The sequence below is a fragment of the Marivirga arenosa genome (assembly GCF_030503895.2).
Lineage (GTDB): Bacteria > Bacteroidota > Bacteroidia > Cytophagales > Cyclobacteriaceae > Marivirga > Marivirga arenosa.
Genome location: NZ_CP129970.2, coordinates 1,956,353 through 1,977,611 on the forward strand (window position 1 = coordinate 1,956,353; position 21,259 = coordinate 1,977,611).

General features: G+C 33.0%; 17 protein-coding genes and 1 tRNA gene. 8 read left to right on the top strand and 10 right to left on the bottom strand.

Annotation, left to right across the window (positions count from 1 at the left end):
- Positions 1-227: 227 nt before the first annotated feature.
- From QYS48_RS08610 to tviB, 6 genes are read right to left on the bottom strand one after another with little or no spacing between them, the layout of a single operon-like run.
- The gene (locus QYS48_RS08610) at positions 228-1,379 is read right to left on the bottom strand and encodes a polysaccharide pyruvyl transferase family protein (protein ID WP_302102385.1); all 1,152 of its coding nucleotides are present in this window, start codon (positions 1,377-1,379) and stop codon (positions 228-230) included.
- Positions 1,376-2,815 carry an oligosaccharide flippase family protein gene (locus QYS48_RS08615; protein ID WP_308358404.1) on the bottom strand — a complete coding sequence of 480 codons (1,440 nt, stop codon included), beginning with the start codon at positions 2,813-2,815 and terminating at the stop codon, positions 1,376-1,378. The genes QYS48_RS08610 and QYS48_RS08615 overlap by 4 nt, the downstream gene beginning before the upstream one ends.
- A complete protein-coding gene (locus tag QYS48_RS08620; protein ID WP_308358405.1) occupies positions 2,812-3,945 on the bottom strand; it encodes a glycosyltransferase in 1,134 nt (377 codons plus the stop codon). The genes QYS48_RS08615 and QYS48_RS08620 overlap by 4 nt, the downstream gene beginning before the upstream one ends.
- Positions 3,946-3,950: 5 nt before the next feature.
- A complete protein-coding gene (gene wecC / locus QYS48_RS08625) occupies positions 3,951-5,162 on the bottom strand; it encodes a UDP-N-acetyl-D-mannosamine dehydrogenase (protein ID WP_308358406.1) in 1,212 nt (403 codons plus the stop codon).
- A 4-nt stretch (positions 5,163-5,166) separates the two neighbouring features.
- Positions 5,167-6,276 (bottom strand): non-hydrolyzing UDP-N-acetylglucosamine 2-epimerase, encoded by a 1,110-nt coding sequence (wecB, locus tag QYS48_RS08630; RefSeq protein WP_308358407.1) that lies wholly within the window; start codon positions 6,274-6,276, stop codon positions 5,167-5,169.
- A gap of 2 nt (positions 6,277-6,278) precedes the next feature.
- On the bottom strand, positions 6,279-7,529 hold the full coding sequence (tviB, locus tag QYS48_RS08635; RefSeq protein WP_308358408.1) for a Vi polysaccharide biosynthesis UDP-N-acetylglucosamine C-6 dehydrogenase TviB: 1,251 nt from the start codon (positions 7,527-7,529) through the stop codon (positions 6,279-6,281).
- A gap of 211 nt (positions 7,530-7,740) precedes the next feature.
- Between tviB and QYS48_RS08640 the strand changes: the two genes are divergently transcribed.
- From QYS48_RS08640 to pyrF, 4 genes are all read left to right on the top strand, one after another.
- A tRNA-His gene (locus QYS48_RS08640) sits at positions 7,741-7,816 on the top strand.
- A gap of 205 nt (positions 7,817-8,021) precedes the next feature.
- Complete coding sequence (locus QYS48_RS08645; protein WP_308358409.1) at positions 8,022-10,493, top strand: DNA translocase FtsK; 2,472 nt, start codon at positions 8,022-8,024, stop codon at positions 10,491-10,493.
- 17 nt (positions 10,494-10,510) lie between these two features.
- A complete protein-coding gene (locus tag QYS48_RS08650; RefSeq protein ID WP_308358410.1) occupies positions 10,511-11,146 on the top strand; it encodes an outer membrane lipoprotein carrier protein LolA in 636 nt (211 codons plus the stop codon).
- Between the two features lie 122 nt (positions 11,147-11,268).
- Positions 11,269-12,084: an orotidine-5'-phosphate decarboxylase gene (gene pyrF, locus QYS48_RS08655; protein WP_308358411.1), complete on the top strand. Its 816-nt coding sequence runs from the start codon at positions 11,269-11,271 to the stop codon at positions 12,082-12,084.
- A 40-nt stretch (positions 12,085-12,124) separates the two neighbouring features.
- Here the strand turns inward: pyrF and QYS48_RS08660 are convergent, their stop codons facing one another.
- The gene (locus QYS48_RS08660; protein ID WP_308358412.1) at positions 12,125-13,417 is read right to left on the bottom strand and encodes an ammonium transporter; all 1,293 of its coding nucleotides are present in this window, start codon (positions 13,415-13,417) and stop codon (positions 12,125-12,127) included.
- A gap of 160 nt (positions 13,418-13,577) precedes the next feature.
- Positions 13,578-14,399 carry a nucleoside triphosphate pyrophosphohydrolase gene (gene mazG, locus QYS48_RS08665; RefSeq protein WP_308358413.1) on the bottom strand — a complete coding sequence of 274 codons (822 nt, stop codon included), beginning with the start codon at positions 14,397-14,399 and terminating at the stop codon, positions 13,578-13,580.
- 113 nt (positions 14,400-14,512) lie between these two features.
- Between mazG and QYS48_RS08670 the strand changes: the two genes are divergently transcribed.
- Entirely contained in the window at positions 14,513-14,734 is a 222-nt protein-coding gene (locus QYS48_RS08670; protein ID WP_308358414.1) for a hypothetical protein, read from the top strand.
- A gap of 125 nt (positions 14,735-14,859) precedes the next feature.
- Entirely contained in the window at positions 14,860-15,594 is a 735-nt protein-coding gene (locus tag QYS48_RS08675) for a head GIN domain-containing protein (RefSeq protein WP_308358415.1), read from the top strand.
- A gap of 70 nt (positions 15,595-15,664) precedes the next feature.
- Here the strand turns inward: QYS48_RS08675 and QYS48_RS08680 are convergent, their stop codons facing one another.
- On the bottom strand, positions 15,665-16,204 hold the full coding sequence (locus tag QYS48_RS08680) for an inorganic diphosphatase (RefSeq protein WP_308355558.1): 540 nt from the start codon (positions 16,202-16,204) through the stop codon (positions 15,665-15,667).
- 89 nt (positions 16,205-16,293) lie between these two features.
- On the opposite strand from QYS48_RS08680, the gene QYS48_RS08685 reads away from it, so the two are divergent.
- A complete protein-coding gene (locus QYS48_RS08685) occupies positions 16,294-17,181 on the top strand; it encodes a mechanosensitive ion channel domain-containing protein (RefSeq protein ID WP_308355559.1) in 888 nt (295 codons plus the stop codon).
- Between the two features lie 75 nt (positions 17,182-17,256).
- Complete coding sequence (locus QYS48_RS08690; RefSeq protein ID WP_308355560.1) at positions 17,257-18,138, top strand: ATP-binding protein; 882 nt, start codon at positions 17,257-17,259, stop codon at positions 18,136-18,138.
- 170 nt (positions 18,139-18,308) lie between these two features.
- Here the strand turns inward: QYS48_RS08690 and QYS48_RS08695 are convergent, their stop codons facing one another.
- The gene (locus QYS48_RS08695; RefSeq protein ID WP_308355561.1) at positions 18,309-21,170 is read right to left on the bottom strand and encodes a TonB-dependent receptor; all 2,862 of its coding nucleotides are present in this window, start codon (positions 21,168-21,170) and stop codon (positions 18,309-18,311) included.
- Positions 21,171-21,259: the final 89 nt, after the last annotated feature.

Below are 21,259 nucleotides of genomic sequence, written 5' to 3' on the forward strand. Positions count from 1 at the left end.
AGCATATACAAGCTTGATACAGCCAAATAACTGAAAATAAGGGAGAGGGAAATCAAGAAGCTACTTAGCTGGATTTTATATGAGCTTTGTATAGTACCAAACATAATATCATTTAAAATATTAAATCTTATATTCTATTAAAGCAAGCTTACAGATCTTGCAGGACCATGTATTATTCTAAAGATTATATTCTTAAGAGAGCTACAAAAAGTTTTTTGCAGCATTATTTACTTCTCTAAAACATTCGTCAAATATTCCTGAGATTTTATATTCAATTCAGTAATCTTCTTTGATATAAATTCAGATAACGTCTCTCGATTATTGATTAAAGCATTTAAACTTATTACGGCCGTATCTATATCAGAATTATAATCGATAGAATAATCTGATAAATCTAGATAACTAAAGCATTCTTTACCTTTTACTTCATATGAAATATTTAATGTAGGTATACTTTCAATCAGAGATAATATACACATATGCAGGCGCGTACCAATTACTAAATCAAATGAACTTAATCTACCTCTAAGTTCCTCCAATTTGTAATAATCATTATTGACCTTAATTTTTTCCTTATAAGCATGAGCAACGTATTCGTTAACTATCTCCTTTGCTACTTTGGAGTCATCTATATAATCGTTTAAACCCTGACATGTACTAAGAAATTCAACTCTATATCCCTTATCTATTAGCTTATGTGTAAAGGTAGCGATCATGGTATAATAGGCTTCTTTGTTTCTTTCATCATGACTCCAGCTCCTTACAGATATACATGCAATTTTTTCTGTTACTGCTTTCCTGTAATTGGTAACAGGATTTAACAAGAATGCGGCATCCTCCGTCCTCATTACTTTATGAAGCATGCTATCATCAATTATTTCATTGATATATTTGTGCGAGAAATGATCACGAACCATTACATAATCAATAAATCTCATACTAAAGCGTAAAATTTTCTTATCCCTAATGTTTAAAGGACCTATCGATTGAGAATATATAACAACCTTTTTACCAAAGCATTTTGCCCAAATGATTGGTACTACCTTTTTAAGAATTCCGTAATAAGAATTAATATAACCACCTGGTGCGCTTATTATTAGATCAGCATTTCTAAAGCTAGATTTAAAAATGAAAAAGAAGGGATACAAGAAGATATTGATGTATTTTAACTTATTTAGCCAGTTATAATCGTAGAATTCTTTGATGAAATTATAATCATTAGCGTATATCCCATTTATTCTTGAAAATCCAAAAGTTGATATAATCACATTATGGCCTTGTCTCTTTAGTTGATCTGCTAAACCAAAAACAAGCGCGGCATCACCATTATTAGTGGGTATAGCATTACTTATGATAATATTTTTAGTTTGTACTTTCATTTTTTTACGAGTTTATAAATATCAAAAAATTCTTTTTTGAACAGAATATAAATACCAACAATATATATAACAATACCGGTTAGAACTTTTAAAACAAACAATACAAAGATATCTGAGATAATTAACCAGCTGAAAAGTAGGTTGGTAAATTTAAACATTATAAAACATAAGAAAGCAAGTTTTAATAAGAAGGGCATCAACTCTAATATATTAAATCCAGAAACCCTATAAACTATCCTGTGGATATAAATACCCACAAAATAAGTAAGTAAAATTCTAGCATAAAGAACTGTATCAATTTGAGGATAGAGAGTTACAAAGATATAGGATGTAATAACGGTAATTAAAATGTAAACCAAATTCCATCTGAATGATACCTTAGCTTGACCCTTGGCGACAATAATAGTCCCTGCTGGACTACCGATCACAGAGTTATAAAAAGCCAAACTTAAAAGAACAATCATGTAACCGGCTAATTCATATTCAGGCTTATAAAAGATTGAAATAAATTCATGAGCAACTATTGAAATACCGCATAATATAGGGAAATTAATTAAAGCCACAGCTTTTATTGAGGAAGCATAGTATTTATGCAAAGCATTCTCATTTGCCTTGATCTTTGCGAAAACTGGATAAGCTACCTTTAATAAGATAGGATTCAGTTTAGAAATTGGCATAATTAATATATTCCAGGCAATATTATAAACTCCTAGAACTTCAAGCCCCAGAAAGGCACCAATCAAGAATTTATCAAAATGGTATCGCAAAATGCCTATTAATCTTTCTCCTGTTTGATAAAGCCCAAATGAAACGTAGGGCTTTATTTGAATCCAAGAAAATTTAATGGGGGCCTCTAAAGTAAGTGGATAATAATAAATATAACCCAATGTGTTTATTGATGACATTAAAATATTTCCATAAATGATTGAAATGGGTCCATGGTCAAACCAAGCAAACATCAATACGGAAACAAAGGAGACAGAATTCGCAAAAAAATTAATTTTTGTAATCTCCTTAAACATTAACTCTTTTTGTAAAACCGAATGATATGGGTTACCAATTGTATTTATTATAATTATAGGAGGTGAGTACAAAATGATTTTAAATAAATCGTAGTTAAATACTTCAGATATTAAAGGGGAGCACAACAGAAATATTAATGAAAATATTATTGAAGCGAAGATACCTATCCATAGCGCTGATGAAAGTTTGGTTTGATCAAAATTTTCATCTTGTATTATAGCTCGGCCTAGTCCAAAGTCGGTAAAGATGGAGTAAATTCCCAGAAAAATGGCAATTACCCCAACCACACCCATTTCTTGCACAGTGAGAATATAGGTAAGTAGGGTTAACTGAGAAAATTGTATTAAAATATTATATAATACAATTAGGCTATTCCACTTGGTATTCCTAACAAAATTTTTGGCAATACTCAATTAAGTGATTCGATTAAAGTTAACAGATTAAATGACTGCTTGTAAAGATTAAACTTACCCACTATTTTTTTTCTTATAGAGTCAGGATTAACATTGATATTTTGAATTTCGGAGAAGGCATGTGCAAAAGCCGAAACATCCTTTTCTCTTACTAAAATTCCATCCTTACCATTTTCAACTAATTCACTGATCCCCGAATGAAAGGTAGATAATATAGGTAATTTCATAGCCATTGCTTCCATTATAACCGTAGGTATACCCTCACTATCACCATTTGGTGCAGTCACACTATGGTGTACAAAGAAATCTGCATGTTGCATTAGATCTTTTACCTCTGTCCTATTTACTAATCCAGGAAAGGAAACAAACTTATCAATATTTAGCTTTTTCGTAAGCTGCTGCATTTCATCTAAAAGAGGGCCCGCTCCGGCCAAAATAAGTCTATAATCCTTTCTATTGGCTTTGTCCAAGAACCTAGCAAATGCTTTTATTGTAAATTCATGACCCTTCTTAGGCAAAAAGTTAGAAACTTGGAGAAATGTTTTCTTTCTATTTTCTATTTTCTCTTTTGGCTCAAAGAAATTTACATCTACCCCAAGATAATCAACAAATAACTTTTCCGGAGGCAGACCATGCTGAGCAAGTCTATCCTTCATATTGGCTGAAACCGTAGTTCCAAAAACATTAGGGAAATTGAATATTCTTCGCAACTCCTTAACGTAAAGTTTATTTCTCAGCAACTGGGATGCATCGTAGCCATGAAATGTTACAATTGTTTTAGTATTGGTTTTCTCAACAGCTTTAGCAATTCTTATGAGTTGAAGGCCAAAATGTGTATGTATAATGTCTGGTTTAAAACTTTCAATTTCCCTTACCAATGATTTAGTATAACCTGCATTATTACCTGTATATTCAATCTTAAGCTTTCGCTTAATCATCGAAATTAGATTTGATGAGTTGAATTTTCTATAGGGTATTTGAACCAAGTCATGGTATGGAAACAAATGAATATTGTTAATTTCTGATCCAATTACCTTAACTTCATTCTTTTGGGAGAATGATTTAACCTGATTATAAATAAAGGTCATAGAAGGAGAAAGATAGTTATTAACAACTATTAAAATCTTCATTGGCATTAATTCACAAAACTTAAATACTCCTTATCAATTCCTTTATCAAAGAGCTTTCTAAACTCCCTGTGTGATACTAAAAACACTAATATATCAGCTTTTTCTCTCGCTTCCTGGATTGAATACACATCAAAATCAGGGTGTGATTCAATGTTGGGTTCTATAGGCATAATATCCAAACCTTCAGAAATTAAAGCTTTAGTGACATTCAAAGCAGGACTTTCACGTAGATCATCAATATCTGGTTTAAATGCTAGCCCCATGCAAGCAATTTTTGGCTTCCTTTCATGTTTTAATTCAAATTTTAGAGATGAATTTTTAACTTTTTCAATTACCCAATTCGTTTTATAGTTATTGATTTCGCGAGCAGAACGAATAATCTTGGCCTCTTCTGGAAATTCTGATACAATAAACCAAGGATCTACAGCTATACAATGTCCACCTACTCCGGTACCAGGCTGTAAAATATTTACTCTTGGATGACGGTTGGCCAAACTAATCAATTCCCAAACGTCTATTCCTGCTTTGTCACAAATCATAGATAGCTCATTAGCAAAGGCAATGCTTACATCACGAGATGAGTTTTCTACTAATTTACACATTTCAGCAGTTCTAGCATTTGTAGCCACTAATTCTCCTTTTACGAAGTTTCTATAGAAATTAATTGCCTGCTCAGTAGATTTTTCGTCCATCCCTCCAATAGAACGATCATTATGTTCTAGTTCATGAATAACGTTTCCAGGAAGTACGCGTTCCGGACAGTAAGCAATAAATACTTTCCCCTTCAATTCAGGACGCTCTTCATCAATTATTTCTTTTACTCTTTCTGTAGTTCCTACCGGACTAGTTGATTCAAGGATAACGAGGTTGCCTTCCTCAAGAAAAGGGCAGAGGTTTCTCGTTGCGGTTTCCACATAAGAGATGTCAGGGACATGATCTCCTTTGAAGGGAGTCGGAACTGCAATGAGAAAAACATCGGCAGCAGTTGCTTGTGTATCGGCAACTAAATAACCTTCTTTTACTACATGTCTAACCAGACCATCTAAATCAGGCTCCACAATGTGAATTTCACCTCTATTTATCGTATCAACAGCTTTTTGATTAATATCAACTCCATGAACTTTAATACCTCTGCTTGCCATTAAGGCTGCCGTTGGTAGACCAATATAGCCTAGGCCCACCATTACTGCTTTTATATTTCTATCTTTCTTAACCATTCAATTAAGATTTCTTTAAAATTTCTAATACTTGTTTACTTGTAGTACCATCTCCGTAAGGGTTAACAGCGTTGGCCATGCCCTTGTAATGTTTTTCATCATCTAAAAGCAATTTGGCTTCTTTCATGATGACATCATAATTAGTTCCTACCAATTTAGCAGTTCCTGCTTCCACTCCTTCCTGTCTTTCTGTAACATCACGCATTACTAAAACTGGTTTTCCTAAAGAAGGTGCTTCTTCTTGAATTCCTCCAGAGTCTGTTAATACGAAATATGATTTGTTCATCAACCAAATTAAAAAAGGATAGGCCAATGGCTCAATCAATTTGACATTATTGACTCCAGTTAAAATTTCATTTACTGTGCTTCTAACATTTGGATTCAAATGGACGGGGTAAACTAATTCTGTGTCGGGATAGGCTAATGCTATATCCTTCATGGCAGTGCACATATTTTCAAAAGGTCCTCCAAAGCTTTCACGTCTATGTCCTGTCACTAAAATCACTTTTTTAGAGAAATCGATTTCTTTAAAGAATTCTTCGTAAGACTCTTCACCTTTTTCTTTTATAATATCAAGCCCTAATAATAATGCATCAATAACCGTATTGCCTACTTGATGAACATTGTTCTTGATTCCTTCAGATTTTAAGTTGTTTATTGCACGTTGAGTAGGCGCAAAATGATAATTAGCTAGATGTCCAGCCAATTTCCTGTTACCTTCTTCAGGGAATGGAGAATATAAATCACCACTTCTAAGACCAGCTTCAATATGTGAGACCTTAATCTTTTCGTAAAAGCCAGCTAAAGCACCGATAAATGCAGTTGTTGTGTCTCCTTGAACGAAAATGTTATCAGGTTTTTCATCTGCCAATATTGGTTTCAGTCCTAAAAGCGCCTTAGCAGTAATATCGTATAAGGTTTGATTAGGCGCCATTAAATTAAGATCATGGTCTGGTTTGATCTCAAAAAAATCTAATACCTGATCTAACATTTCTCTATGCTGCCCTGTGACGCACACTACTACTTCCTGATTAGGATCGGCTTGAAATGTCCTAATTAATGGAGCCATTTTTATAGCCTCCGGTCGAGTACCAAATACAAATAAGTGCTTCAAATTTACAATCTTTTATTTACTAAACTTCTCTCAAAAAATCCTTTGATGTCGTATGTGACTCCGTTTTCTTGTAAATGGTTGGACAAGTCAAAAGATTTAAATTCTTTATGCGATACTGCTAATATTATAGCATTGTAATCTTTTTTTGGAGATTCAATTAAATTAATCTCATATTCATGTTTAACCTCATCAGAATCTGCCTGTGGGTCGTAAGTATCAACTTCAATCCCATAAGATTCTAATTCTCTTATAACGTCAATTACTTTACTATTCCGAATATCTGGACAGTTTTCCTTAAAAGTAATACCCATTACTAGGGCTTTTGAACCTTTGATCACTGAACCTTTTTGTGCCATTAATTTTACAACAGAACTGGCTACATGTGCTCCCATATTGTCATTGATTCTCCTACCAGAAAGAATTACTTGTGGATGATAACCCAATGACTCAGCTTTGTGAGTTAAATAATAGGGATCTACTCCTATACAATGACCGCCCACTAAACCTGGCTTAAATGGTAAAAAGTTCCATTTTGTTCCTGCTGCTGCTAATACATCTGCAGTATCGATACCCATTTTGTCAAAAATCAGTGCCAACTCATTCACAAAAGCAATATTTAGATCTCTTTGTGAGTTTTCAATGACTTTTGCTGCTTCAGCTACTTTTATTGAAGAAGCTTTATGAGTACCAGCGGTAATGATTTCTTTATATAATTGATCTACCTCTTCAGCAATTTCAGGAGTACTACCTGATGTTACTTTTTTAATGGTAGGCAGTCTATGTTCTTTATCTCCTGGATTAATTCTTTCTGGTGAATATCCACAGAAGAAATCTTGATTGTATTTTAATCCACTCTCTTTTTCAATGATTGGTACGCAGTCATCCTCAGTACATCCAGGATAAACAGTAGATTCATATATCACTATATCCCCTTTTTTTAAGGTTTTACCCACGGTTGCCGAAGCCATTTTTAAAGGTGTTAAATCGGGTTGTTTATATGCATTTATCGGTGTAGGTACAGTGATAATATATATCTTGGCTTCAATTAAATCATTTGCATCAGAAGTATATTTTAATTGGCTGGCCTCTTTTAATTCATTAGTATCAACTTCTAAAGTTCTATCGAAACCGTCTTTTAATTCTTTTACTCTTTTTTCATTGATATCAAAACCGAGAACCTCTCTATATTTACCAAATTCAGCGGCTAGTGGTAATCCCACATAACCTAATCCGATTACTGCTATTTTCTTCATATAAAATCCAAATGAAGTGCAAAATTAGTCATTTTATAATACTTAAAAAGAGAATGTAATTTTAATCTTAAATATACACTCAAGATTTATGGGGGAGTCTTTTATTATTTCCATTATCATTGACTGAAAAGTGTTAGCAAATCTTTACAATAATTTTTACTAAAACCTTTTTTGAATTTCAGAAACCTTCTTACCTTTGTGTGCTCAAAATGGTGGTCGTAGTTCAGTTGGTTAGAACGCCTGATTGTGGTTCAGGAGGTCGTGGGTTCGAGTCCCATCTTCCACCCATCTCAAATAGCCTGGATTTAATTATTCAGGCTATTTTTTTGTCCAAGCAAGTCGTTTATTACTGAGTTAATCATAATTCAAATTTTAAGAAGTAAGAATTAATCTCAGCGATCGTTAAAAACATACTAAATTCTAATTGAAGATTAGTATTTTGCACTTTAATGGAATTTATGCAACTTTATTATAGCTTAGCAGGCAATTTTTATGGCTAAAAACACCTATAAATCAAATACATTTAAAAAATCTGATAGTAAAAAGAAGAGTCCAAAGTTTAATTTTAATATTGGGTTTCTGAAAGATAGAAGATTGCACCTTGCTTTCGGCTTTTTTCTATTGTCAAGTTCTATATTTTTATTTACTGCCTTTATTTCTTATTTATTTACTGGTAAAGCAGATATGAGCGTCTTGCAATCTGCTTATGAAAATGGAATCAAAGCATCAGGAGCTGAAATGGACAACTGGTTGGGTTTATTAGGAGCTCAGTCTGCTTATTATTTCGTTTTTAAATGGTTCGGTCTTGCTTCCTTTCTTATTCCGCCTTTTTTATTTTTGGCGGGCTACAAAATTACTTTTCAAAAAGAAATATTTTCTATTCGAAGAGCCTTTACTTTCATGGTCTTCTTCCTATTTTGGGCTAGTTTATTACTAGGATTCATGGTTTTTGAATCAGGAAAAATAACAGCTTTTTCATTTTTATGTGGTGGTATTGGATATGAATTAGCTGTACTCTTCAATAGTCTTTTTGGATGGGGTACGTATTTAGTTTTAATATTATCATTATTGATTTTCATGGTCTTCTATTTTGATGTGACTTCATTGTTTTCATCAAACCCTTCTGAAATTATGGATAAAGAAGATGAAGTTGAAAAGAATGATGTTTCTGTTGATGAAGTAAATAAACCTGAGAAAGAAGAAGTTATAGACAACCAAGAAAAAGAAGCTCAGAAAGATGATGATGAATCTTTTGATGATGCAAGTACTTGGACAGTAACCGAACAAAAACCTAAAAAGTCACCTCAGAAAGAAGAATTAACCATGGAAGTTGAGAACACTTTAGAAAATAAGGTGATTTCAGAGCCAGAGATTGAATCTGAAGTTAAAGATGAAGATTTTGAGGTAGAAGAATCAGCTTTTGATGAAAAGCTTGGTAAAAAGGTTGAAAATTATGACCCGACTTTAGATCTATCATCTTATAAGTATCCTATATTAGATTTACTTGAAGATCATAATTCTGGAAAAGTTAAGGTTACTCAAGAAGAGTTAGAAGCTAATAAAGATAAAATTTTAGAGACGCTTACTAACTTCAAAATTAAGATTCAAAGTATTAAGGCTACTATTGGGCCCACAGTAACTCTTTATGAGATTGTACCGGAAGCAGGAGTTAAAATCTCTAAAATTAAAAACTTAGAAGATGACATTGCGCTTAGTTTAGCTGCTTTAGGTATTAGAATTATTGCCCCTATACCTGGAAAGGGGACTATTGGTATTGAAGTTCCTAATAAAAATCGAGAGATGGTAAGTATGAAATCAGTACTTGCCACTGATAAATTCTTAAAAAGCGATAAAGAATTACCTATCATTTTAGGAAAAACTATTAGCAATGATGTGTTTATTGCTGATTTAGCTAAAATGCCTCACTTACTAATGGCGGGTGCAACAGGTCAGGGTAAGTCAGTAGGGTTGAATGTAATGCTTGCTTCGCTTATTTATAAAAAGCATCCATCCCAGTTGAAGTTCGTATTAGTTGATCCTAAAAAGGTGGAATTAACTTTATTTAATAAGTTAGAGCGCCATTTTTTAGCAATGCTCCCTAATGAAGAAGAGCCAATTATTACCGATACCAAAAAAGTAGTCAATACATTAAACTCACTTTGTATTGAAATGGATAATCGTTATGATTTATTAAAAGATGCAGGTTGTAGAAATCTAAAAGAGTATAATAACAAGTTTGTAAATAGAAAACTCAATCCTGAAAAAGGTCATAGATTCCTACCTTATATTGTATTGGTAATAGATGAGTTAGCAGATTTGATGATGACTGCTGGAAAAGAGGTTGAAACTCCAATTGCTAGATTGGCTCAGTTGGCTCGAGCAATTGGAATTCACTTAGTAGTAGCTACTCAACGTCCGTCTGTTAATGTTATTACAGGTATTATTAAAGCAAATTTCCCTGCTCGATTATCATTTAGAGTTACCTCAAAAATTGATTCCAGAACTATTTTAGACACAGGTGGTTCAGAACAATTAGTGGGAATGGGGGATATGTTGCTTTCTCAAGGCTCGGATTTAATCAGATTGCAATGCCCTTTTATAGATACACCAGAAATTGATGAAGTAGTTGAATTTATTGGTAATCAAAGAGGATATGAACAAGCGTATCAGTTGCCAGAATTTTCAGGTGATGATGATAATAGTAAAGTGGGAGAGGTTGATTTATCGGAAAGAGATGCTTTGTTTGATGAAGCTGCACGATTGATTGTGATGCACCAACAGGGAAGTACATCTTTAATTCAAAGAAAACTTAAACTAGGTTATAATAGAGCAGGTAGATTAATTGATCAATTAGAAGCTGCCGGGATTGTGGGAGCTTTCGAAGGAAGTAAAGCGAGAGAAGTTTTAATTCCTGATGAATATAGTTTGGAACAATTATTGAACAATATCGATAATAACAATTAAATAAGAATATAAAAGAGATGAGAAAATACACACTAATCTTGATGCTAGGCCTTTTTAGCATCGCAGTAATGGCGCAAAATGATCCAAAAGCCAAAGCAATTTTGGATGATATGAGTGCTAAATACAGTGATATACCTGGCTTTACAGCAACTTTCACTCAATCGCTCGAGAATAAAATGGAAGATTTCACTGATACCTTTAAAGGTGAAATTGTAGTGAGTGGCGATAAATTCAAGGCAGATGTTGCAGGTCAGTTAATCGTTAATAATAATGAAACGGTTTGGACTTACCTGAGAGATGCTAATGAAGTTACGATTAATGATTACGATGCAGAGGCTGGAGAGATGAATCCAAGTAAGATTTATAAGGCTTATCAAGAAGGTTACAAATATTTATATATGGCGGGCGAAGGAAATGCTCAATACCATGTAATTGATCTAGTGCCTGAAGATAAAGATGAATCATTTTATAAAATAAGATTAAAAATTGATAAGAAAACTAATCTGTTAGACAAGTGGACCATCTTTGACAGGGCAGGAAACATCTTTAACTACGAAGTGACTAATTTTAAAGTTGATAATAGTTTAACAGATAAAGATTTCATATTTGACCCATCTAAATACCCTGATATTGAGGTATTAGACTTCAGATAATTCATTTATTAAATGATTCAAACCTGTCAGGTTTAAGGTTTATTATGATTTATTCCTGAATACAACCATTGTAGATTTAATTAGAAACCTGACAGGTTTATATTGTAGCCCTTTATACTATCATGAACTACCAAGAACTTTCTCAACAAATTAAATCTAAGTCTAGCTACTTATGTGTGGGTTTGGATTCTGATATTAATAAAATACCTCAACATCTTTTAAAAGAAGAGGATCCGATATTTGAATTCAATAAACAGATCATTGATGCAACAATTGACTATGCTGTTGCTTACAAGCCTAATATAGCATTTTATGAATCAATGGGTGTAAAAGGTTGGGAGAGTCTTCAAAAGACTATTGAATACTTACCTGATGATGTTTTTACGATAGCAGATGCAAAAAGAGGGGATATAGGAAATACATCAAAAATGTATGCAAAAGCATTTTTTGAACAAATGAATTTTGATTCCATAACTGTAGCGCCCTATATGGGGAGTGATTCTGTGGAGCCTTTTCTTGAATTTGAAGATAAGTGGGTGATTTTATTGGCTCTCACTTCAAATGCGGGAGGTAAGGATTTTCAATTTGAATCTTTAAATTCGGGAGGCCTATTGTACCAAAAAGTATTAGAGGTTTCTCAAAAATGGGGTACTAAAGAAAATATGATGTATGTTGTGGGAGCTACCCGATCTGATGAGTTTAAGGAAATCAGAAAACTAGTACCTAATCATTTTCTCTTAGTTCCAGGAGTAGGCGCACAAGGAGGCAATCTTAAAGAGCTATCTCAAAATGGCCTAAATAAAGATGGAGGATTATTAGTTAACTCATCCAGAGGAATTATATATGCTTCAAATGGTCAAGATTTTGCTAAAACTGCTGGTATCAAAGCTTTAGAGATTCAAAAAGATATGGCGGGATATCTAGATCAGTATTTATAAAGAAAAGAGCTTGCTTCTAATAAGACAAGCTCTGTATAGTTTATTCATAAGTAATGGTGTATCCTCTTATACCATGTTCATGGCTATCTAAGCCTTGTTCCTCATGTTCTTTCGAAACTCTTAAGCCAATCGTTTTCTTTAGTACATAGAATATAATAAAAGCAGAACCAAATGCAGCAGCTCCACAAGCAGCTACGCCTATTAATTGATTGACGAATTGTTCCCAACCCGCTTTTTGTCCAAAAATTCCAACCGCTAAAGTTCCGAATATTCCACATGTTAGATGGACGGACACAGCTCCCACTGCATCATCTAATTTCAATTTGTCTAGTCCAATCGCTGACAATACCACCAACATACCCGCAATAAAACCTATCAATAAAGATAGTCCAGGGGTCATTAAATCAGCACCCGCAGTGATACCGACCAATCCCGCAAGTGTACCATTTAACACCATGCCTAAATCAAGTCTTTTAAAGGTGATATATCCCATTAGAAATCCTCCTAATGAGCCTGCTGCGGCAGCTAATGAGGTATTCATAATGACTAAAGATGTCGCTCTGGGTTCTGCAGAAAGTACAGAACCACCATTAAAACCAAACCATCCGAACCATAATAAGAATACGCCTATAGTAGCTAATGGAACACTTGATCCTTCTTTATCAATTACTTTTCCATTTACGTATTTACCAATTCTAGGTCCAAGTACAATAATGCCCGCTAAAGCTCCCCAGCCACCTACTGAATGAACTAAAGTTGAGCCTGCAAAATCATAAAAGCCCATAGCATCTAATGCGCCACCGCCCCATTTCCAACTTCCAATAGCAGGGTAAACAAACCCTACAAATATGATGGTGAAAATAAAATAGCCGGAAATTTTTATTCTTTCAGCAACAGCTCCAGAAACAATTGTTGCGGCTGTAGCTGCAAACATGGCTTGAAAAAGGAAGTCTGTCCAATAAGTATAGTTTTGATTATAATTAATGCCGGCAAAATCATTTAAGAAAAATCCATTGAAATCAAACCAACCTGGACCATCAGCAAATTCAGGATACATAAGGTTAAAACCTATAATCGTATAAGAAACTAGTCCTATTGCAGGTGTGACTGTATTTTTAAATAAAATATTAACTGTATTTTTAGATTGAGTGAAGCCTGCTTCCACGCATGCAAATCCTAAATGCATGATAAATACGAGAGCGATGCATAGCATCATCCATACATTATTTACTGTTAGTACTTCAATGTTAACTTCAGAAGCAGCACTTTCTAGATTTGTTGCTAATAAGGGTGTAAATAAAGCTTTAAATGAGCTTAAAAACATTAAATTCATAAAAATTGGGTTTAATGAAACCCTAATTTATGAATTTAACCTAAAAATTAAATGGATAAGGTATAATAATTAACCTTTCTGTGGTAAAAATATGTTTTTTATTAATTTTATGGTTTATTTTCAAACTGTTATCTTATAGATTTGCAATAATTTTAAATTTTTAGGGTAATTTTTTAGCTTTCTCCCAGTAAGTATCCATTTCAGCTAAGCTCATTTCAGAAATCTGCTTTCCATCTTTTTTACTTTCCTCTTCAAGAAATTGAAATCGTTTTATGAATTTTTTATTGGTTTTTTCTAATGCCTCTTCAGGATTGATATCGGAAAACCTTGCATAATTAATTAAGCTGAATAGTAAATCTCCAAATTCTTCAGTTGCTTTTTCTTTATTACCAGATTCTTCCTCATGTTGAAATTCATTCATTTCCTCTTCAACCTTATCCCAAACCTGATTTTTATTATCCCAATCAAAGCCAACGCCTCTTGCTTTTTCTTGGATTCTTATTGCTTTAATTAATGCGGGTAAAGATTTGGGTACTCCTCCTAGAACCGACTTATTCCCTTTTTCCTTCAACTTAATCTTTTCCCAATTTTCTTTTACGGCTTCTTCATCTTTTGCCTCAATATCAGAATAGATATGAGGATGACGATTTATCAATTTTTCGGAAATACCATTTAATACATCAGCCATATCAAATGCATTCTTTTCATCTGCCATTCTAGCATAGAACACCATATGAAGCATAATATCACCTAGTTCTTTTCTGATTTCCTCTAAATCATTATCGAGAATGGCATCAGATAATTCAAAAGTTTCTTCAATTGTTAAATGTCTTATACTTTCAATAGTTTGTTTTTTATCCCAAGGACATAAATTCCTTAATTGATCCATAATGGTTAATAATCTATCGAAAGCTTCAATTTTTTCTTTTCTTCTATTATCAGGGAATTTTTGAACTTCTTTCATAGGGATGTGTTTCTTCATTAGTTAATCGCAATTTAAGAAACTTTGCATTCTTACTAGGCGTTATGATTTTAGAATGTTAAATTTGCACAACGAATTCAAAAGGCTTTAGGAAAGTCTTAAAAATTAAAAATATGACTACTTTTTTATTAGCAATCGGATTAATAGCAGCGTTTTTCGTATTAATGTCAGTAAGACTATTATTTGTAAAAAATGGTGAATTTAAAGGTACATGTGCTTCTCAAAGCCCTTTTTTAAATAAGGATGGTGAAGCATGTAGTTTCTGCGGGAAACAACCTGGAGAAAAATGTGCTAACCCTGATTCAGAAGTGAATAAGGTTTTAAGTAAGTTTTAATCGTATAAAATACTAACAATTATATAGGCACGGCTTTATCAGTCGTGCCTTTTTTATTTTATTTTTTTGAACATGCAACCTTTTCGTGATTTTGGAATCTATCAAATAAACAAACTTATAAAATCATGAAAAAATCACTATTAGCCCTAATTTTTGTTCTTTTAAGCGTTCAATTGTTTGCTCAGGAAACTGAAACCAGATCTATTGATGATTTTACATCTGTATCATCATCACAAAGCATAAGAGTTATATTGAAAAAGGGGAGCCAGCCAGAAGTTGAGGTAAGCACAACTGGTGAATTAGAAGATGTTATCACGGATGTTAAAGGTGAGGATTTGGTTATCGAAATGGCCTCAAACAAAAGTTATAGAAATATTGAAGTAGAAGTTACAGTTTACTATCAAGAGTTGGAAGAGTTGAAAGCTAGCAGCTCATCAAGATTATCTGCAGAAGGGCTAATAAAAGCTAATAATATCGAAATTAAAGGTTCTAGCTCAGCAAGAATTGATGTTGAAGTTGAGGCTGCAAATGTAGAAATTTCGGGCTCAAGTTCAGCAAGAATAGATGTAGGTGTTAAGTCTGGCAATGTTGAAGCGAAAGCTAGTAGCTCATGCAGATTAACTTTATCGGGTAATTCAGATAATTTTGAAGCTAAAGTAAGTAGTTCGGGAAGAATTGCTGCCACTAATTTTACTTGTAATAATGCTGATGTTTCAGCAAGTTCATCAGGAAAAGTAGAATTTAATGTAGAAAAAGAATTAGTAGCAAAAGCATCTTCTTCAGGTAAAATCAATTATGGAGGAAACCCAGCAATTGTGGATTCTGATTCAAGTTCAGGAGGTAAAGTTTCAAGAATGTAATTCTTTTGATTGATATAAAAAAGGCTTCTTAAATATTATTTAAGAAGCCTTTTTTGCTTATCTAAGCGTATTAAAAAGTTTTATTGTATAATTCAATACTGTCATTAATCACTTTGTGAGCCTCAGCTTTGTCAAAAAAGTCTTCTACAACCACTTTTTTGTTTTCTAACTTTTTATAATCCTCAAAAAATCGCTGCATTTCTCTTGATGTATGAGGAGGTAAATCGTGAATATCATTCATATGGTTTACTGACATATCATTAGCCGCAACAGCAATGATCTTATCATCTGCTTCGCCTTGATCCATCATTTTCATTACACCTAATACCTTAGCTTTTACCATACATAGAGGAGGTAATTCAATAGAAGTAATTACCATGATATCTAATGGATCTTTATCATCACAATAAGTCTGCGGAATAAACCCATAATTTGCTGGATAATGTACAGAGCTAAATAATACTCTATCAAGCATTAAATAACCAGTTTCTTTGTCTAACTCAAATTTACCCTTACTCCCTTTCGAAATTTCTATTACAGCGTTCACGTATTCTGGCGCTTCATCACCATAATGGATGTCGTGCCAAGGGTTTCTTTTGTTGTCTATCATTTTTAATTTGTAAAATATTTTCACAAAAATAATGGATGAAGCCGAGAGCACCTACTTTAAGTGTTATTAGATTGTTATAACTTTGAGAAATGAATAGAAAATCTGTTAACCCGGCCAGTAAACTTGAGTATAAAAGAAGAATCAAGTTTTTAGTGAAAGCAATCATTTTTATTGCTGCATTATTTGCCATCAACACCTATCATGCTGAAATATTAAAATATGGAATAGGGGAGAATTATGTTAAGGCAGCTCGCTTTTATCTTTATGCCGATTTATGGGTTTCATTCATCAGATTGGGGGTTGTATTTTATTATAAGAAAAAGCATAAACTCTCAAGGGGTACTAAAAATAACTTTGTATTAGGCATAGATCATATTGCTAATATTCTACACACCTTTATTTTGATTGGGACAATTCTAATGTTATTCAATATAGATCCCATCGCTTTAATCACCTCATTAAGTATTGTCGCTGCTGCCATTGCTATTTTATCTAAAGATTATATAGCCAATATGATCAATGGTATGTTGATCATGTTTAATGGGGAAGTTATGATTGGAGATGAAATTAAAATTGGTGAAGTTAAGGGGAAAGTCACTGATATTACACTAGTTAATCTACATATAACGAATGATGATGAAGACCTGATCTATATTCCGAATTCATTAGTGTTTACCTCTCAAATCTATAATTACACTAAAAGAGCTATTCGAAAGGTTAGTTTTGATTTTGACCTCAAAAATGAATTAATCACGGATGTTAGTGCCGTTGAAAAATATATTATAGAAGCTTTAAGTGACTATCAGCAATACATTAAAGACGATAGTTATATGTTAAGGATAATTAAAATAAATGAAAATTTCACTTCCTTAAAATTTCAATTTGTATTGCATAGACATTCTGCAGTTAGAGAAAAAGATATTAGAAAAGTAGCTTTAAGGAAAGTATTACAATATATAGGAGAGGAAAAAGTTTAAGGTATTATCATAAAAACGAAACACTTAGGTTTTTCATAAGTTTTGTAACTTTATAACAAATCAACATAAGTTACTATGAAAAATACATTATTTATTTTAGGCTTCGCATTATTAATTTTTGCATGCCAACCAGCAAAAAAAGAAAATTCAGAAGAGAAAGAGGCAGTAGAAAAAGAAGTAGTGGAAAAACCAGCTGATCCAAAATTGGTGAAGCTTTGGGAAACGGATACGGTCATGACTACTTGTGAGTCAGTTTTGTTTGATGGTGAAGGAAACAGACTTTTCGTGTCAAACATCAATGGACAGCCACTAGATAAAAACGGAGAAGGATTTATTTCTATTTTAAATCTAGATGGTAGTGTTGAGTCATTAAAATGGGCTGCCGGATTAAATGCACCTAAAGGAATGGGCATTTTTGATGGTCATCTGTATGTTACTGATATAGATAGAGTGGTTGCGATTGATCTTGAAACGGGTGAAATAGCAAAAGAATTTACTCCTGAAAAAGCTGAGTTTTTAAATGATATTACAACTTCAGAATCTGCTGTTTTCATTTCAGATATGAGTTTAGGTTTAATTCATAAAATTGAAAATGGAGAACTATCAACTGTAGCTGAAGGAGTTAAAGGTATTAATGGCCTTTTAAGCAAAGGAGATCATTTAATGACTTTAGATGGAATGGGACTAAGATCTTTAGACTTAGCTTCTAATAAATTTGAAATGGTTAATGATTCAGTTACAGGTGGAGATGGACTTACAGTTTTAAATGACGGTACTTACATTGCAAGTAGATGGAAAGGAGAAATTTACCATGTAGCGGGTAATAAAGCCACTTTATTATTAGATACTGAGGAAGCTTCTCAAACTGCTGATATTGGTTTGAATGCGGAAAAAGAAATTGTATACGTTCCCACTTTCTTTAGCAATAAAGTAGTGGCTTATCAGCTTGAGAGATAAATTTCAATAAAACGCTGATCCGTCCTAAAATTGGTTGACGGTTTTAAGATAAATTATATAAACCTGTGGAGTGTCCTTCACAGGTTTTTTTATGCGATCGAGAAATTGTACAAAATAAAAAAGCTTTCGAGTTTCCCCGAAAGCTTTTTAATATTTAAGTCAACCTAAACTTAGAATGTTCTTGAGTATTTAATTCTGAAAGATCTTCCAGGAGTTCTGCTAAATTCAATTTGATCCTCAGCATTAAAAGATCTAAATACTCTTTCTTGAATATCTCCTAAAATATTATTAACTCTTAATCCAATTTTGTTTTTCCCATCTAAACCAAAAGTTTTGCTCATATTAAAGTTCAAGCTGTGAAAAGGAACAGTATAAGTACTTGGAGTTCTATTAACACCAACAATAGCTAAAGTAGGTCCCTGAATATTGTATGCAATACTTGATTCAAAACCAGTTTCAAAATCTACATAATCTAATCCAGCGTTTATGATATAAGGTGGTTGTCCAAGGAAATCTCTTCTATCTGAATATTCCTCTCCAGTTCTCAAGCCATTTTTTGTACCGTCAGCTTCTGTTTCATTTCTTTCTATAAATGAGCTAGCGTAAGTGAAATTTCCTTTGAATAAGAAGTTTTCTAAAGCAGGAGTTATAAAATCTAGACTTTTTCTGATTTCGAACTCAGCACCCATTATTTGACCGTTCCCAACATTTTGAGGGCTAACATTATCAGACTGAATATCATTTCTTACAAGTTCAATTGGATTTACAAATCTTTTAAAGAATGCCCCAACTGATACTGTTTGACCTCTGCTCATGAACATTTCATATCTTAAATCTAAATTGTCAATATCTGTTTCTACAAGGTCGATATTACCAATAAAAGTTAAACCTGTTAATACATCAGGAATTTCCAAAGTTGATTTCTCTTTAAAAGAAGGTCTAGCAACAGTTTTAGAATATGAAGCTCTTAGGTTAGTATCATCAAATGGTGAATAAGTTAGATTTAGTGAAGGGAATAATTTTAAAGATGATAAAACATTTTCATTTTCAAATACCCTTGACCCATTCTGATTTTGACCTGTGAAAAATTGATCGTACTTCTCTGATCTAACACCAACGATCGCTTTAATTTGATCAGTGAAAACTAATTCACTACTTACATATGCTCCAACTATGTTAATGCTGCCATTAAACGCGTTACTAGGTGTAAATCTAGTTCCTACATATGTTCCAAATCTAGAATCATCAACACCTTCAAGCTCACCAATTATATTTTCTGGTAAAAATATTCTGTCAGCATCACCATTTAGTTCTAAAAGGTTTTGATTACCGAAGAAGTCAATTCCAAAATCTTGGATTTCGTAATCTCTTTGTTTGAAATCTTCACTAACTCCAAATGAAATTTTTGATTCATTTTCATTTAGGTTAAATCCTTTTTTGAAGTCTACTCTTCCACTATAATTCTGCTCATCTAATAATCTCCAAATTCTTTGTGGTTCCCCACCTTCTTGAGATTGAATAGCAAGATTTCCTTCATCATCAGCAATTGTGAATGGGGTTATTCTTACATCTTTATCCTCTACAGAAGAAAAAGTTGAAGCCAAAATCCAATCAATTTCAAATTCACCTCTATTGAAGCTATGCGTACCATCTAAAGTAGCATTATTCATAATTCTTTCGGTATACTCCAAATTATCTAAAAATGCAGTATAGGAATTGGTCAATGAAGCTGTTCTAGTTCTTTGTCCTGCCCTTGATATGCCGTTTTGTATTCTTAGTACTTTAAGAGAATATTTAGAAGCATCAGTTTTTAATGATAGTCCAGCTAGCCCACTTAATCTAGTGTCTCTTGAGCTTAAAGGACCCTCATAGATATTATCAGAAATTAATTCAAATTCATCTGCATCCTGTGGTCTTAGGTAATATCCATCTATCGCGTTTTGATAGTGGTTAGTACTTTTATTGTAATTGATTGCTAGATTGTAACCTAATTTGTAAGTATTTATGTCAAATTGATTTCCTCTAGAATATGAAGCACTCATATCTGGCAAATTGTTCCCATAAACTTGAGCAGCCATTTTTGAATCAAAACTTCTAGTTACATTACTTAGAAATCTAATACTTTCATCATTGGTTGGGATTGTGCTTTGAAGTTTTCCACCATCTAATTTTGCATTATATGGTAAGTCTCTTGTGCCATCATCAATTCCTAAGAAATCTAAACTACCCCCTTCATAACTTCTATAATCTGACTGGAAGTGCATAGAAGGATTATAGGTTGTGCTAAATGAAAAGCTTGAAGTCTTTGCAGTAGGAAAGTCTTTCAATTCGATATCTACAGTTCCACCTACAAAGTCAGCGTTTAATTCTGGAGTAAATGATTTATATACAATTATATTGTTTATTAAACTTGTAGGGAAAATATCCATCTGAACAGCATTCTTATCGGGATCTAGTCCAGGAATGTTCATTTTATTCAGGGTGGTTTTAGTGTATCTATCCCCAAGTCCCCTTACAAAAACATATTGACCATCTTGAATGGAAACACCAGCAACACGTTTTACGGCAGTTGCAGCATGAGAATCACCAATTAATTGAAAAGTTTCTGATGATATTCCATCCATTATATTAGCAGATTTCTTTTTTACTGTTAATAAAGCAGCTTCAGTCTCTCTTATGGCTTCGGCTTTAACAACTACTTCTTGCATTTGCTCTACCGACTCTCCAAGTCTGATTGTGCCTACATTGCTAACTTCTCCTGCTTTTACTTCTATTCCACTTACAGTTAATGTTTCGAATGAAATAAAAGATACTTGTAGGTCATAAACACCTGGTGCAGCACCAAAAGAAAAAGCACCATCAAGATCTGTTGCAGCACCATTTGCTGTACCTTTAATTACAACAGAAACTCCAATCATTTCTTCCCCTGTCTTATTATCAATTACTTTACCTCTAATAGTACCCTTCTGTGCCACTAAAAGAGTTGATATAAGAAGAAATGCGACAGTAAAAATTCCTACTTTAATTTTCATAATTAATTTTAATTAAATATTTCATGCAAAAGTAGTTCAAATAAAATCAGATTAGTTTATCATAGAATTGTCTATGTGTTAATAATATG

Bases quoted from the DNA above. Each gene is read 5' to 3' on its own strand.
- QYS48_RS08610 (WP_302102385.1), bottom strand. From the start codon at position 1,379: ATGAAAGTACAAACTAAAAATATTATCATAAGTAATGCTATACCCACT.
- QYS48_RS08620 (WP_308358405.1), bottom strand. From the start codon at position 3,945: ATGAAGATTTTAATAGTTGTTAATAACTATCTTTCTCCTTCTATGACC.
- wecC (WP_308358406.1), bottom strand. From the start codon at position 5,162: ATGGTTAAGAAAGATAGAAATATAAAAGCAGTAATGGTGGGCCTAGGC.
- tviB (WP_308358408.1), bottom strand. From the start codon at position 7,529: ATGAAGAAAATAGCAGTAATCGGATTAGGTTATGTGGGATTACCACTA.
- QYS48_RS08645 (WP_308358409.1), top strand. From the start codon at position 8,022: ATGGCTAAAAACACCTATAAATCAAATACATTTAAAAAATCTGATAGT.
- QYS48_RS08650 (WP_308358410.1), top strand. From the start codon at position 10,511: ATGAGAAAATACACACTAATCTTGATGCTAGGCCTTTTTAGCATCGCA.
- pyrF (WP_308358411.1), top strand. From the start codon at position 11,269: ATGAACTACCAAGAACTTTCTCAACAAATTAAATCTAAGTCTAGCTAC.
- QYS48_RS08660 (WP_308358412.1), bottom strand. From the start codon at position 13,417: ATGAATTTAATGTTTTTAAGCTCATTTAAAGCTTTATTTACACCCTTA.
- mazG (WP_308358413.1), bottom strand. From the start codon at position 14,399: ATGAAGAAACACATCCCTATGAAAGAAGTTCAAAAATTCCCTGATAAT.
- QYS48_RS08670 (WP_308358414.1), top strand. From the start codon at position 14,513: ATGACTACTTTTTTATTAGCAATCGGATTAATAGCAGCGTTTTTCGTA.
- QYS48_RS08675 (WP_308358415.1), top strand. From the start codon at position 14,860: ATGAAAAAATCACTATTAGCCCTAATTTTTGTTCTTTTAAGCGTTCAA.
- QYS48_RS08680 (WP_308355558.1), bottom strand. From the start codon at position 16,204: ATGATAGACAACAAAAGAAACCCTTGGCACGACATCCATTATGGTGAT.
- QYS48_RS08685 (WP_308355559.1), top strand. From the start codon at position 16,294: ATGAATAGAAAATCTGTTAACCCGGCCAGTAAACTTGAGTATAAAAGA.
- QYS48_RS08690 (WP_308355560.1), top strand. From the start codon at position 17,257: ATGAAAAATACATTATTTATTTTAGGCTTCGCATTATTAATTTTTGCA.
- QYS48_RS08695 (WP_308355561.1), bottom strand. From the start codon at position 21,170: ATGAAAATTAAAGTAGGAATTTTTACTGTCGCATTTCTTCTTATATCA.